A 14,416-nucleotide genomic window follows, 5' to 3' on the forward strand; every position below is an offset into this window, starting at 1 on the left:
GAGAGCTATGAAGCTTATACAGTCTACTTTTTAGCTCTCATGTCGCCCCCCCAGCTAGGTTTGATAACATTTGACGGCAATCAAGTCATGCCAAGTTGTGATTTATATCGTCAGTATTTCTTAGCACAGCTTAATGAGAAGTGATTTTAGCCCACGCTAATTTGGACGGCTATTGAAGATTTAATTTACTTACTACCTGAGCTTGTTCAACCCATTGTTTTAGCTGTAGGCTATTAACTATTAGCTGCATGAGTATAAGAGGAGGTGGGCTTGAGCGGTAAGCTAATTGTTTTCGAGGGAGTGGAAGGTGGTGGTAAAACTACCCAACTACAGCGATGCTCAAATTGGCTTCGAGCTGGTGGCTTACAAGACTGTCTAAGTACTGTTTGTTCGGGAAATCAAACAAGACCCCTTGTAGTCACTAGAGAACCGGGGGGAACATTATTAGGCGCTAAGGTTCGCCAACTGCTACTGGATAGAGATTCCTCACCTATTCACCCTCGGGCTGAACTTTTACTCTATGCTGCTGATCGGGCTGAACATGTTGAAGAGTTGATTAAGCCACAGTTGGTCAACGGAGCAATTATTTTATGCGATCGCTACACGGATTCTACAATTGCCTACCAGGGTTATGGCCGAGGTATTGACTTGAAATTAATCGAGGAGCTTAATCAAATTGCTACTGGTGGACTGGAAAGTGACCTCACCCTGTGGCTGGATATTGATGTCGAAATTGGTCTCGAACGGGCGCGACAGCGGGGAACCGTTGACCGCATGGAGCAAGCTGACTTAGCATTTCACCGACGAGTGCAGCAGGGATTTCAGGAGTTGTATCAACAAAATCCCCATCGGATTGTTCGGGTAGATGCTAGCTACAGTGAGGAGGAAGTCCATAATTCCATTCAGAAGATTTTGCGTGAACGGTTTAAATCATGGTTCCAGGAGCGTTCGATTTTATCCTAGGGCAAGACCAAGCGATCGCATTATTGCACGGAGCAATTACAACCAAGCGCATTGCTCCCGCCTACCTGTTTGCTGGTCCATCTGGCGTGGGCCGGAGTCTGGTAGTACGGGCTTTTATTGAACAGTTGTTTTGTCAAGGTATCCCAGCTGATGGGCAAGTCTCAATTAAAAAACGACTGATTCAGGGCAATCACCCGGATGTATTGTGGATAGAGCCAACCTATCTCCACCATGGTAAACTGGTCTCTGCTACAGAAGCTGTCCAAAAGGGAATTCAGCGTCAGGCACCCCCCCAAATTCGGTTGGAACAAATTCGGGAAATTGCTCGGTTTCTGAGTAATTCTCCTCTAGAAGCATCGCGCAAGGTGGTGGTACTAGAGCAGGCAGAAACTATGGCAGAGCCAGCAGCCAATGGTTTGCTGAAGACTCTCGAAGAACCGGGAAACGCTACGTTGATAGTGATCGCACCTAGCACTGAATCTTTGTTGCCAACCCTAGTGTCTCGCTGTCAGCGGATTCCATTTTATCGCCTGGGGCCCGAAACTATGACAACAGTGCTGCGGCAAACCGGTCATCAACAGATTTTACAGGAACCATCAGTACTCGCCATTGCCCAGGGAAGTCCGGGGGAAGCGATCGCTGCTTTTGAGCAACTCCAAGCTATGCCTCCAAACTTACTTACCCAACTTACCCAGTTACCCCACACATCCCGTCAAGCGTTGGAACTGGCAAAGGAAATCGACAACAAGCTGGATACCCACACTCAGCTTTGGTTAGTGAAGTATTTACAACACTGCTACTGGCAATCACACACTCAACCAGACATGATTAAAAAGCTAGAGCAAGCTCGGCGATACCTGCTAAGTTATGCTCAGCCGCGATTGGTTTGGGAGGTAACCCTGTTGGAATTGAGTATTCTTGAAGGATGAAGAATCAAGTGTAAAAGAGTAATTGGGAAGGATCGAGGATAAAGCGCCATCAAGTATTTCCTAATACTGGATACTTAGGTACGCTCTTACCATTAAGAATTAAATTCGCCACGGGTCGCACCTGAAGGAAACCCTACTAATCAAAATCGTTATGACTATGATATATTTGTAAAGGTTCGTAAATAATCAATTAGATTTGATACCATTTGTGTGGTTGGTTACAGATCATGGTGTGGCCATGAAAATCGGATATTGGGTAGATCATTTTCTTATCCATGAATTCCCTCTCAAGATGTATGTATTTAGCCAGCACTTTGAGAAATAGTATGGGTAGCACGGTTTGAGGTGACCACCACTTGATCAGCAATCTGTAGCCAACTGACACCCTACACACTATAAGGAGCATAACTACATGACTACAACAGAAGGATGTCTCCGGGTAGGCCAACTGGCTCCCGACTTCACGGCCACTGCTGTATTCGAGCAAGAGTTCAAGACAATTAAACTGTCTGACTATGGTGGTAAATACGTCGTTGTGTTTTTCTATCCCCTAGACTTCACTTTTGTTTGTCCTACCGAAATTACTGCATTTAGCGATCGCTTTGAAGAATTCAAAGAACTAGGCACCGAAGTCCTTGGCGTCTCTGTTGACAGTGAATTCTCTCACCTGGCCTGGATTCAGACTGACCGCAAGGATGGTGGTGTAGGCGATTTAGCTTATCCTCTGGTTTCTGATATCAAAAAAGAAATCAGCACAGCTTACAACGTTCTTGACCCGGAAGCCGGTATTGCCTTGCGTGGTTTATTCATCATCGACAAGGAGGGCATTATCCAGCACGCTACTATCAATAACCTCTCCTTTGGTCGTAGCGTTGACGAAACCCTGCGTACCTTGAAAGCGATTCAATACGTTCAAACTCATCCCGATGAAGTTTGCCCAGCAGGGTGGCAACCAGGTGACAAAACTATGAACCCTGACCCTGTTAAATCAAAAGTTTACTTTGCTGCGGTATAACCGAACCGCAAATATCTCCGCCCTCCTACCTTGAAGACGGAGCTTTGATACTGGGAAATTGATTGGGTATAATACCTCTTCAATTTCCCATTAACATTATGGGAACATTTTGAGGGTAGTGATAAATAGGTAGTGATACAACATTGCATTTCTAGTAAGCAAGTTGACCATTGCTGCATTAGCAAATCTGATCTAATTCCTAATTGGCTAGAGCATATAGTACGGAAGTAAGCAAAAACAAAAGTTGCTATCCCTTCGCACTACAACAGTCAAGAATGCTCGTTCTTTGTGGCAAAATGGTCAAGAAGTCTGTGTCAGTACCTACAGATGTTGGTTCGCATATAGTGAGTAGGGAGGAGTGTTAATCCATTGAATCAACAAATGGCGCTGCCTGGGAGGAAATACAATGTCAGAAGAGCAAAAACAGCAGCCAGAAGCGGCAAAGGATGAACCAATTCAAACGCCGCCGACACCATCAGTGACAGATAAATCCGAAGACAGCTTGGAAACAACAAGTCAATCACCTCAGACAACTGGCAAGGGAAAGTTATCGTCTTCTGAGCCTAAGTCTGGATTAATGAATCGGTTACTTCCTATTCTTAGTAGTCTTGGCCGGTTTTGGGATGGCACCTTGACAAAAGTCCGCTCCTTGCTACCGGCAGCTTGGAATGAAAAACTGTCTGATTGGATGTTGACTGGTGCGATCGCAAGCGTGGTAGTAGTCATTCTATGGACAACACTAGCGCTTCTACCAAAGACACCAGCACAGGTGGCACAAGTTCCTGGTGATACCATTAATTCTCCAGAAAATTTGGAAGTGGCTGAGGAATCACAACTTGTGGAATCGGAACCCATACCCACACCAGAGTTAACTCCTGAACAAAGCCTGATTGTAGCAATTCAAAATCAAATTGCGGGTATTACGGCTCAGTACGGTAATGACCTGATTCAAGCAATTGAGGCGAACTTTCTCAGAAGTATGCTCTTGGTCAAGGTCAGTGATGAGTGGTACCAACTCAACGATGCTCAGCAGAATAGCTTAGCTCAAAGGATGCTGAGCCAGTCTCAAGAATTAGACTTTAGCAAGTTGGAAATTACTGACCTAGAGGGAACGTTAGTTGCCCGTAGTCCTGTGGTGGGGTCAAGTATGGTCATTTTTACCCGACATTAATTCTGTTATCTGTTAACGATTGAGGGTTGACTCTTGACTGTCAACCCTCAACAACTCTAACTATTTAGGTGATAAAAGACGTGATCAAATCAATAATTCTGATCACTTATTAACCCCCGCTTAATGGGTTCAAGCGCTTCATGGCACGATTGACCACATCGGAGTAGCGTAATTCCCCACAGAGAATGTTGAGCATGATTTGAGTAGCAACGGGTTTTTTAACGCCGACTTTGTAAGCAATTCCAGGAAAGCGGTAGAAAGCTCCAGCGAGCTTAGCAGCCCAACTCATATCAGTTCCCCGTTCTTCCTGCATGACCTGGGTATAGTTTTCTAAGGCATCTGCTTGACCTGCCAAAGCTTGTTGAATGGCCTCAGCTGCTTTCATGCCACTGAACATAGAGGGTCGAATTCCCTCAGCAGTCATGGGATCCACCACACAGGCAGCTTCCCCAGCTAATACAGCATTTTGTGTATGCAGCTTTTCCTGACCTTCCCAGACACAGATGGCACCTTCGTGCTGTTGACAGCTACTCAAGTCTAAGCCGGATTTCTCGGCATAACCTTTGACTATTTTTTCCATGTCTTTGAGGTCACCACCCCGTAAGGAGCCAAGACCAATGGAGTAGCCTTCGGGTTTAGGAATACTCCAGATAAAGCCATTTTTGACTTGACCAAAGTCAAAATGGATCTCCTTACTATTGGTGTCCGATTTGGCCACCTCTAGGGCTAATGCTAAACGTGACTTACGTTCTTTGAATCCCAACCATTTTGCCATCGGTCCAGTAGCACCGTCAGCTGCAATCACGTAGCGACCTTCAACAGTGCCATTGACAGTGTTGACCTGCCAGTGGTCTCCCTTAAACTCTACCCCTGTAACTGCTGTATTATCTCGAATTTCAGCACCTTGTTTTTGGGCTTGTTGGATGAGATAGTGATCGAAAACATCTCGTTGCACCATCCAAACGGGTTCTTGAGTGTCCAGTTTCACCTCTACTGGGTCATCCATTTTCCAGGTGTAGCGTACACTCTCAGCTTTGAGAGATATGGCAGGTGTAAAGTCGAAATCAAACCACTGTTGCACTTGTGGGGAAACCGCACCACTACAAGCCTTGTACCGGGGTAAGGATTCTTTTTCTAGAACCACCACAGACTTTCCAGCTTTAGCCAGGTGATAAGCAGCTGTTCCACCAGCCGGTCCCGCACCAACGATTATGCAGTCAAACATGATGTTTCTACTTTACTCCTCAAAGATTTATCGATTAAAGTTCACAGACTAACAGCCCAGTGTGTCAGCCTACTATCCAAATTGAGTGACCAATTTACCAGGACTTACTCACTAAGATGCCCAGCAATTGAGACGAACTAACATTCGGTAATTGTAAAATCACTATCAATTCATAATAATGACCCTACAAAGATTGCAGGGTCGAGATTAGGCTATTAGGAAAAGGCTTACCCTTAATCAATAACATCCTGAAAACGCCTAATCAGTTATTATCTAGATGCACTCTATACTGATAGTTTTTGTCTCTTGTTCACTAAATTTTTCAGTCATTAGACTCGTTAATCCGGATAGTTGAGTTGGCTAATTATTATGGTGATTATTAGTTTGTATAACCATTATTGACTTATAATTTTTCAAACATGTGGAGTTCTGAGCAATCTTTATTAAAGTTTCACGAAGTAACAGCCAAAACTATAGCCAAAACTATAGCCAAAACTATTAGTGTATTTTTTTCCTCCCCATGCTCTTTCCCTATGGGCTTCTTCTCAATCCTAAGTCTATCTCAAATCGGTTGGTATCGGTATTGAGGAGTTCAACCAAGGTAGGAGAGCTGTTATAGCAGATTTGGGTAGACTTGGTAAATTATAACAGATGGCCATTATCTTACAAGTGTAATGCCGTTAGAAACAAAATCACCACTAGCCCTAATTGTTCTCCCTGGTAAACTCAAATCCACGCGCTCAAGCTATTATCTCTATAACTTCGGTTTTGGTCTTTAGGAATTGTTAGGGTCTTGCTGACTCCTAGTCTTACTTGAATTAACGCTCCCAACCAAACCCCTGGCATAATACCACTAACCTTACTAAGGGAAAATAAGCCATGGCAATGACTTATTTTCCCAAAACCCAAGATCGTTCGGTGCTCAAGTCCCGCCTAATATGGATTTTGATGAGTTCTGAAAACTACCTCAATCACCCCAATTTTGGTCTACTGTTTCGGGTTTGCATTGTTGAACCACAACAAGAGTTGTTCACTACGATCTATGCCCAGAGACTTTTCTTTTTGGTGAAAAGTACTACCAATGGCATTGCCTTTGAGCCCATCAGTCGTTCTGAGGCTCGCCTGTTGGTAGAAAATCGCCTTCGTTTACTTAGGCGCAGTGGTTCATCGGCTGACTATGAGCAGCTTAGAATTATCCATCAGCAAACCTTCCAATAAGTTCCATCAGGAAACCTTCCGATGATTAGTTTAATTACAGAACCCATTACCAAGATTCGCCAACAAATCCCACCAAATCTACCGCTGATTGCCTTTACTAAAACTATGTCCCTAGAAGCTAGGGGAGGGGCTGATGCTGCTCCATCGGCGGGATTGCCTCCAAAAGTGTTTAGGACCTGGGGCTTCTTTTGCCGGATGCTAAATTTGGAGTACCCACAACCACATCGAAGGTTGTTCAATGGGTTGGTCTTACCGCTAGAAGTAGGTGTCAACGACGATTGTGAGGTTTGGCTGAAATTAGATTATGGGATGAGGAAGTAATGGGGTAGTATGTACCCAACCACATCCATCATCAATATTGCCCTCTTATATATAATGGCATAGCCTTCTGCTCGGAGTGTTTTTTCAAAAACTACACTCCGAGCAGAAGGCAGATCTATTTTTTATATTGATAGCCTTGTGGTGTTCTCAAGGGTGAAAATTATTAAGTAAGCTCAGGGGTAAGTTAGACTGTTGAAGTTCTAGTCTAAGCATCTACTAAAGACTGCTGCCCTAGAGAAGGTCGATTATCGGCTTTGCAGAAGCTTACACTGAAGTTGTGATGGAGAGTTGACTATGAGCGGTATTTTTAATAAGCTGCGCGATTTCGTCGGTCTGAATGAGCCAGTTGAATACGAATACGAATATGAAGACATTGAGGGGGATGCCTACCCAACTCCCTACCCACAAGAGCAACCGGTTCAACCGCCACCAGAGGAGGAACGTCCGACCAGACGCCGTTCTCGGGAGCGGACAACGGTATCAGAAGCAGGGGTAGGGCCATCTCCCATCAATAATGTGATTGGCATGCCTGGAGCAGTCAATGGCCTTTCTGAGGTTGCAGTGATTGAACCTCGTTCCTTTGAAGAAATGCCCCAAGTGATTCAGGCACTGCGGGAACGGAAGTCGGTGGTCTTAAACCTGACCATCATGGATCCAGACCAAGCACAACGAGCAGTTGACTTTGTGGCTGGTGGGACTTACGCTATTGATGGTCATCAAGAGCGTATTGGTGAAAGTATTTTCTTGTTTACACCAAGCTGTGTTCAGGTAAGTACTCAGTCTGGTGTGATTCATGAAATACCTACTCCCCAGGCTCCTCCTCCCCGTCAGACAGCTCCGTCACCAGCCTGGGGTTCTGAGCCAGATCAAATGGCTCAGTAAGAGTCAGGACTTGACAAGTGTCTAGTGCGCGCGTGAATAACATTAAATAGTTGAAAAGAGAGGTGTTGGGTTGCCTATAAAACTTGGCATAATTGGTGGCGGTGTCATGGGAGAAGCCCTCCTATCCCGCCTACTTGCCCAACAACTTTACCAGCCTGATGAGGTCTTGGTGAGTGAGCTGCTGGAGCAGCGCCGCGATGGTTTGGCGCAAGAATACGGGATCAGGGTAACTGTTAATAACCAAGCCGCAGCGGCAGCATCAGAGGTTTTGTTACTAGCAATTAAACCTCAGGTATTTGAAGCGGTAGCAGCAGAACTGGTAATGGGTAGAGGTGACAACGGTCACAGCTTAGGAACGTTGCCAATGGTGATTTCAATTCTAGCTGGAGTGCCTCTGGAACGGCTCGAAAACGCTTTTCCATCCCAGTCAGTGATCCGGGCAATGCCTAATACTCCTGCAACAGTTGGGGCGGGAATCACAGCACTAGCGGCTGGAAAATGGGTTTCGCCTGATCAAATGGAGCAAGCAAAGACAATTTTTAGGGCTGTTGGTGACGTAGTAGAGATTCCGGAACACCTGATGGATGCGGTGACCGGTTTATCTGGGTCAGGCCCAGCTTATGTGGCGATTTTGATGGAAGCCCTAGCAGATGGGGGCGTGGCAGCTGGATTACCCAGAGCGATCGCATTACAGTTGGCTCAGTCTACAGTATTGGGGACAGCCCAGCTGTTACAAGAAACTCAAATGCATCCAGCTCAATTGAAAGATCAGGTTACTAGTCCTGGGGGAACCACCATTGCTGCGATCGCTAAGTTGGAGAAAGCTGGTTTTCGCTCGGCTTTGATTGAGGCGGTTTTGGGGTCTTATCAGCGTTCTCGGGAATTGGGAAGTTAGAGGTTTTTTGAGTAGCGTGGCCTTTTGACTACGGTTTTTCCTGTAGCGTGGCCTTTTGGACACGGTTTTTAACCCTTGGCTTCCCTGGTAGGGTAAGTGGAAAATCGATCAGAACTGATTGATCACGTGAATCTTAATATCTATTAGACTAGGCCGTTGTTAGTTGGCCTTGGTTAACCCCATCTGCATTTGTAGTCCTATGGGGGTTTTTTTTAATGAATAGCCAAAAAAACCTATTGTGCGCGTCATCTAGTTCTGTCAACTAGTTCTATAATAGCAGCTAAAGGATTTATGCCATTGGCCGCAATCGTTTAAAAGTACCGGATCTGAACTACAATAATCACAAAATATTCATAATTTAGTCTGAATGTAAATTTGTGGACTGCATCTACTTGATGACAGACAGATGACAGAATCTTCAATTCCGATTCGAGGCTTACCAAAAGCACGCCAACGTTCTCGACCCAATCGCTTAAAATGGTTTTCCTACATAAGTTTGGGTATTTTGAGCAATGCTGCTATTTTCGGTTTAGCTTTTTTTGTGCTCGAGCAAATCCCTCGAACTTACACCAGTAAGGCAGCAGCGATTATACCTGGTGTGGGTTCTCAAGGATCTGTTCAACTCCCTGGAGTCGGTCAAGCTTCCTCCAATCCAGGTGAGAAATCTCCTTACGGATATCTTTTAAAGGTAGATCCACGAGAGAACTACCAGTATATCGCCATGAGTGAAGTAGTTTTAAAAGAAGCTGCTGCTGCTGTTAAGACTTCAGTCAAAGATTTTGAAGAGTTTGCCAAGCCAAGGGTTTCTTTGGATAGAGGTACCACTATCATAGAATTTGAAGCGGATGGCAAAAGCCCATCGGAAGCTCAGGGAAATACTCGGGCTTTTTATCAAGCGTTAGTTAAACGGATTTATGACTTAAGAGAAGAAGAATCATCTCGTCAGGATAACAAGACGTTGTTAGCGTTAGACTCTGCTAATAGTAACTTAAAAAAAGCCCAAACAAAGCTGTCTCAATTCAAAAAGAAGTCATTGCTCAAAATTTCTGAACAAATCAAGAACCTTTCAGAAGAAGTAGAGAGGTTGCGAGTGGAGCGTGCTAATTTATTGGCTCAGCAGCAAGCTTCTACCTCTGGATTAAGGCAGCTAGAAGCTAACCTAAGGTTGTCAACTGACCAAGCAGCCGATGCTCTGATGCTTCAGGATGATGAAGTCTTTAAAAAACTTTGGCAAAACTATAGCGATATTAGCGCTAACCTAACGATACTCAATTCTCAATGGACACCAAACAGCCCTCAGGTGATTAATCTCAAAGCTAACAAGCAAGCGGCGCTTGAGGCATTACTTGCTCGTAGCCAACAGCTATTGGGCAAGCGGATGGATGTTCAACGTTTGGATAATCTCAATTTAGGCTTAGATGCCCAGACAGGTCGAGCAAATCTGGCACAAGTGTTAATCAACCAGAGAGCTCAACAACAGGGACTAACGGGTCAAGTTAACACCTTGGCAGAACAAATTGCTCAGTTAGAGTCTAGACTTCAGACCTTGATTCAGGAGCAGTTAACCCTGACTGAGCTTGAGCGAGAGGTGCAAATCTCGGAAGCTATATTTACGGCCAAGTCGGCTCAATTAAACGTCAATAAATCGGATCATGCTAGTGCTTATCCAACCCTGCAATTGTTAGTAGAGCCGAACTTACCGAAAGAACCTGTTGGTAATACAAAAAAAACGGTGATCCTCGGAGCTGTAGCGCTTTCCCTGTTAATGACAACTGGGCTGGTTATCCTGGCCTGGGAAAAACCAAGTTCTAAGACAGATGCTCCCAAAGATTCCACTCCGGTACTTCAACCTGAGTCTTAAACCAGTAAATTGAAAAGTAGGAACAATTTGGATCTACCAACAATTACAAAATTGTTGGAAACTACCAAAAGATCCGGGAACGTGAGAGTCCCCCTTTTCTAAAGGGGGGATGAAACGGACGCGACGGGGTTTACCCCGATGTATCCATTCCAATAAGTTATAATCTAAAGAAGGAGGTGATAGTGACGTGTACAAAACAATTCCATTAAAAGCCAACTTTTCAGATGAAGAAAATGCTTTTTGGCTATTTCAGTGCGAACAGGCCAATAGCTTATGGAATTGTGCTACGTATTACTCCAAACAAAAACATTATGGTTGGCTAGAACAGCAGCCCGAAGCATTTACGACTTACTGGAAAGGGGATGATCTAAGATACGGCTGGAAAACTTACAAGTGTAGCGTTAAATACGCAGAATTGTGCAAAAGTCTTAAAGATAGCTCTCACTACAAAGCAATGGCTGCTCAGTCCGCACAGCAAACCCTCAAATCTGTAGCCGAATCAATTACTAGTTATAACCAGCTAGTTAGTCTTTACTATAAAGGTCAGGTAAATAGACCAAGGCTCCTCAGATACCGCCAGAAAGGGGGACTGGCTGCTGTTACTTTTCCTCGGCAAGCGCTGACTTATAAGAATGGCTTATTTTACCCGTCAATCAGTAAAGAGAGCAAACCAGAATTACTTACGGAGATTACACTCTCGCCGCCCGGGTTTATAGATCCAGATTGGGTTAAAGAGGTAACTGTTCGCCCGTACCTAGGACAATTATGGATTGACTGGGTTATTGATGATGAGAAGCAGTTGATCGAAAATAATCCTAACCTAGACTATTCCCAAGCGTGGAGTTTTGACCACGGTGGTGATAACTGGCTAACTGGTGTCTCAACCCAAGGAAAAAGCCTAATCATTGATGGCCGCAAACTCAAATCAATGAATCAAGGTTATGCCAGATTAGTCGCGAAGTATAAAACCGGTAAACCTGAGTTTTACTGGGATGCGAACCTAGCACGAGTGCAAAGAAAACGAAATAATCAGATCAGGGATGCGATAAATAAAGCAGCTAGGTTTATAATCAATCGCTGCCTTTGTGACCGCATTGGAAATTTAATTATCGGGTGGAACGAACGTCAAAAAGATTCTTTAAATATGGGGCGACTAGGAAATCAAAACTTTGTAGTCATCCCCACTAAAAGGTTAATCGAAAGACTGAAACAACTTTGTTCCGAATATGGTATCAAGCTAACAATTACTGAAGAGTCGTACACCAGTAAGGCGTCTTTTCTGGATGATGACCCATTACCAAAACACGGTGAAAAACCCAGTGGATGGAAAGCATCAGGTAGAAGGATGAGGCGCGGGCTGTACAAAACTTCTTTTGGACACCTGATCAATGCCGATTGTAACGGTGCCGCAAACATAGCCAAAAAAGTAGCCACACAGTTAGGTATCGACCTGACCAAGGTGGGTAGGGGAGCTTTGACACTCCCACATCGACATGATCTTTTTAAATCTCTTTCTAGATCATATCGAACAAGCTGTGAAGTGGCGCGGTTTCAACCCGCCACTTCACAACCTTGTAGAATCCTCCGTGCTTCAGCCGGGGGAGATGTCAATAGCATGGACAATCCAATTGGGAAAAACTCCAAGTCTCCTACCTTAATCAGGTCTAGGCTGTAACTAATAGCAATGAACCTATCCAAGCGTATAATCAAAGGGTGGAAATCTCCCACGCTGCGAGTGATGTCACTGACCTTCTTCGGTATGCTACTGGCGTGGGTTGCAGACATTTTGATGGCGGCGAAACTGGGCACTAGTCAAACCACAGATGCCTTGATTGTTGCCCTGAGCTTACCGCGACTAATTGATACCGTGAGCCGGGAGGGAACTAGACAAAGCTTGGTTCCAATGTTTATGGAGCGCCGAGATGCTCTGAGTCACAGGGAATATCATCGCTTGGTCAGTGGCATTGTCAATTTAGCTTTAGTACTCGGCGTTAGTCTAACTATTCTGTTGGAAATTCTAGCGCCATTGATAATAACTGGGTTAGCCCCAGGATTTTCTCCAGAGGGTAGAGCACAAGCAACGTTTTTATTTCGGGTCTGTGCGCCAATGGTTTTGTTTGCTCCTGGGATTGCGGTCTTTAGTGTGATCCTCAACAGCCAAAGGCGCTTTAGTGCGGTAGCTCTGCGGAATGCGATCGCACCAGGTTTCGTAGTGGCTGCGATTGGCTTGGGATGGCAACAGTCTAGTATTGCTCTGTGGATAGCGTACGCTTATACCTTGGGATTTGCTGGATTCTTTGTGCTGGTATTTCTAGATGCTTTTAAAGCGGGACACCAACATCAATGGTTGGCGTGGGCTGGCAAAGATGACCTACTGCGTCTGTGGCAAGCAGGTTCTTTACCCACTATCGGTTTTGTTATTAAGCTAGGCTCTAATCTAGTCAAGAGTCAGATGCTGCCTTCTTTAGTAGCAGTTGGCGGGGTCTCCACATTCTACTTTGCAATTCGGATCGTCTCCGCTGCTCAAACGATTATTGGTGTCAGTATTGCTACCACCAGCTTGCCTGCCATGACAGAGCATGACTTAGCTGGGCATAAATCCCGGTTGGGATCGGCTTTGCGCAAAAACTTGACTAAAACCCTATTAGTAAGCTTACCTGCAGTACTTTTCATTGTGGTATCTCATGGAGAAATCATTCGTTTGCTATACGGACATGGTTCTTTTGAAGCTACCTCTATTGAGCAGACGTCTCAAGTCTTCTTGTGGTTAGGGCTGTCGTTGGCATTTATTTCTCTAATCCCCGTGCTTGAAGCTGGTTTGTATGCTCAGAGAGCTTATGGTTTGGTTGTCTGGAGTATGGTGACCATGGCATTTGTAGGGGTTGCTCTGAGTTGGTTATTTTGGCAAGTTTGGGGATTAATTGGTATTGCTATGAGTTGGCCTGTTATGGCTATTATCTATGTGATACTCATCATCTATCTACTCCATCAAAAGGGTGTTTCTCTGCTCAAAAACCATTCTAGTTAATGAGAGGTAATAAACTCTATGAATAGTTCAAGGGTTAAACAGCACTCTTACTTGATTATTGGAGGGACAACAAAAGCGGCAACAACATCACTATTTTATTATCTAGCTGATCATCCTCAAGTGTGTACCTCTAACCTCAAAGAAATTCGCTTCTTTTTGGATAAAGATTATCCTGAAGCTTCCAACTATCGATATGAAGATGGTCTAGAAAAATATGATGATATTTTTCGTTCTGCTCAGTGCTCCCATTGCGAAAAAATTCGGATGGAGGCAACACCAGACTATCTTTACTCATCAGGGACACCCCATAAAATAAAACTATCTCTACCAAATGTAAAACTTATATTTATCCTAAGGGAACCGGTTTCTCGATTAATTTCTTGGTATAAGTTTGCTAAACAAAAAGAGTATCTTCCTCAAGATATCAGTTTTGATACCTATGTTGAACAGCAATTAATTAAGGATAATTTTGATCACGAAAATACCTATACCTATATGCGTTCCCTTGAGCAAGGGCGTTATTCTGTCTACTTAAAGCCTTACTTTGAGTTATTCGGATCCGATAGAATTTATGTCAATTTTTATGAAGAACTATCCCGTAATCCCAAATCTGTGCTTGAAAAAATTTGTGGATTTGCAGGAATTGATCCCAGCTTCTATGGGGATTATCTCTTTAAAGTATATAATTCCAGTAAGGCAGTAAAAAATTGGTGGTTTCACCGGAATTATGAGCAGTTTTTAAAGTCGATGCGTCAATATACGCAAGACAAACCCATTCACAAAGTTTTGAGGAAAATTCGACGGTCGCTCGATCCGGTCTATTTACGCCTTAATGTGCAGCCTCAGGAAAAGGTGCTGGGGGGGCGACGAAACAGCCTGAAATGCTTGGTATGTAAAGTTTGTAGGAT

The 14,416-nt window shown here is 44.3% G+C and carries 13 protein-coding genes; 12 read left to right on the forward strand and 1 reads right to left on the reverse strand.

Annotated features, from left to right (window positions below):
• Nucleotides 1-270: 270 nt before the first annotated feature.
• The 4 genes from tmk (at nt 271) to AC4II3_RS25015 (ending at nt 4,078) form a co-directional block, all read left to right on the forward strand.
• Entirely contained in the window at nt 271-963 is a 693-nt protein-coding gene (tmk, locus tag AC4II3_RS25000) for a dTMP kinase (protein WP_488012570.1), read from the forward strand.
• Nucleotides 933-1,892 carry a DNA polymerase III subunit delta' gene (holB, locus tag AC4II3_RS25005; RefSeq protein WP_488012572.1) on the forward strand — a complete coding sequence of 320 codons (960 nt, stop codon included), beginning with the start codon at nt 933-935 and terminating at the stop codon, nt 1,890-1,892. The genes tmk and holB overlap by 31 nt, the downstream gene beginning before the upstream one ends.
• A 412-nt stretch (nt 1,893-2,304) precedes the next feature.
• Nucleotides 2,305-2,907: a peroxiredoxin gene (locus AC4II3_RS25010; RefSeq protein WP_293077858.1), complete on the forward strand. Its 603-nt coding sequence runs from the start codon at nt 2,305-2,307 to the stop codon at nt 2,905-2,907.
• Between the two features lie 406 nt (nt 2,908-3,313).
• On the forward strand, nt 3,314-4,078 hold the full coding sequence (locus AC4II3_RS25015) for a hypothetical protein (RefSeq protein WP_488012574.1): 765 nt from the start codon (nt 3,314-3,316) through the stop codon (nt 4,076-4,078).
• 109 nt (nt 4,079-4,187) lie between these two features.
• On the opposite strand, the gene AC4II3_RS25020 is transcribed toward AC4II3_RS25015, so the two are convergent.
• Nucleotides 4,188-5,303: a geranylgeranyl reductase family protein gene (locus AC4II3_RS25020; RefSeq protein ID WP_488012576.1), complete on the reverse strand. Its 1,116-nt coding sequence runs from the start codon at nt 5,301-5,303 to the stop codon at nt 4,188-4,190.
• A 948-nt stretch (nt 5,304-6,251) separates the two neighbouring features.
• On the opposite strand from AC4II3_RS25020, the gene pipX reads away from it, so the two are divergent.
• From pipX to AC4II3_RS25060, 8 genes are all read left to right on the forward strand, one after another.
• Nucleotides 6,252-6,521: a transcriptional coactivator PipX gene (pipX, locus tag AC4II3_RS25025; RefSeq protein ID WP_488012591.1), complete on the forward strand. Its 270-nt coding sequence runs from the start codon at nt 6,252-6,254 to the stop codon at nt 6,519-6,521.
• Between the two features lie 21 nt (nt 6,522-6,542).
• Nucleotides 6,543-6,842, forward strand: coding sequence for a hypothetical protein (locus AC4II3_RS25030; protein WP_488012578.1), 300 nt, complete (start codon nt 6,543-6,545; stop codon nt 6,840-6,842).
• Between the two features lie 294 nt (nt 6,843-7,136).
• Entirely contained in the window at nt 7,137-7,724 is a 588-nt protein-coding gene (locus tag AC4II3_RS25035; protein ID WP_488012580.1) for a cell division protein SepF, read from the forward strand.
• 70 nt (nt 7,725-7,794) lie between these two features.
• Nucleotides 7,795-8,619: a pyrroline-5-carboxylate reductase gene (gene proC / locus AC4II3_RS25040; protein ID WP_488012582.1), complete on the forward strand. Its 825-nt coding sequence runs from the start codon at nt 7,795-7,797 to the stop codon at nt 8,617-8,619.
• Between the two features lie 406 nt (nt 8,620-9,025).
• Entirely contained in the window at nt 9,026-10,480 is a 1,455-nt protein-coding gene (locus AC4II3_RS25045; RefSeq protein WP_488012584.1) for a GumC family protein, read from the forward strand.
• A 187-nt stretch (nt 10,481-10,667) separates the two neighbouring features.
• Nucleotides 10,668-12,155 (forward strand): RNA-guided endonuclease InsQ/TnpB family protein, encoded by a 1,488-nt coding sequence (locus AC4II3_RS25050; RefSeq protein WP_488012585.1) that lies wholly within the window; start codon nt 10,668-10,670, stop codon nt 12,153-12,155.
• A 9-nt stretch (nt 12,156-12,164) separates the two neighbouring features.
• Entirely contained in the window at nt 12,165-13,508 is a 1,344-nt protein-coding gene (murJ, locus tag AC4II3_RS25055; RefSeq protein WP_488012587.1) for a murein biosynthesis integral membrane protein MurJ, read from the forward strand.
• Nucleotides 13,509-13,526: 18 nt separating this feature from the next.
• The coding region (locus AC4II3_RS25060; RefSeq protein WP_488012589.1) for a sulfotransferase domain-containing protein at nt 13,527-14,416 on the forward strand (890 nt) is incomplete at its 3' end.

The organism is Moorena sp. (assembly GCF_982860115.1).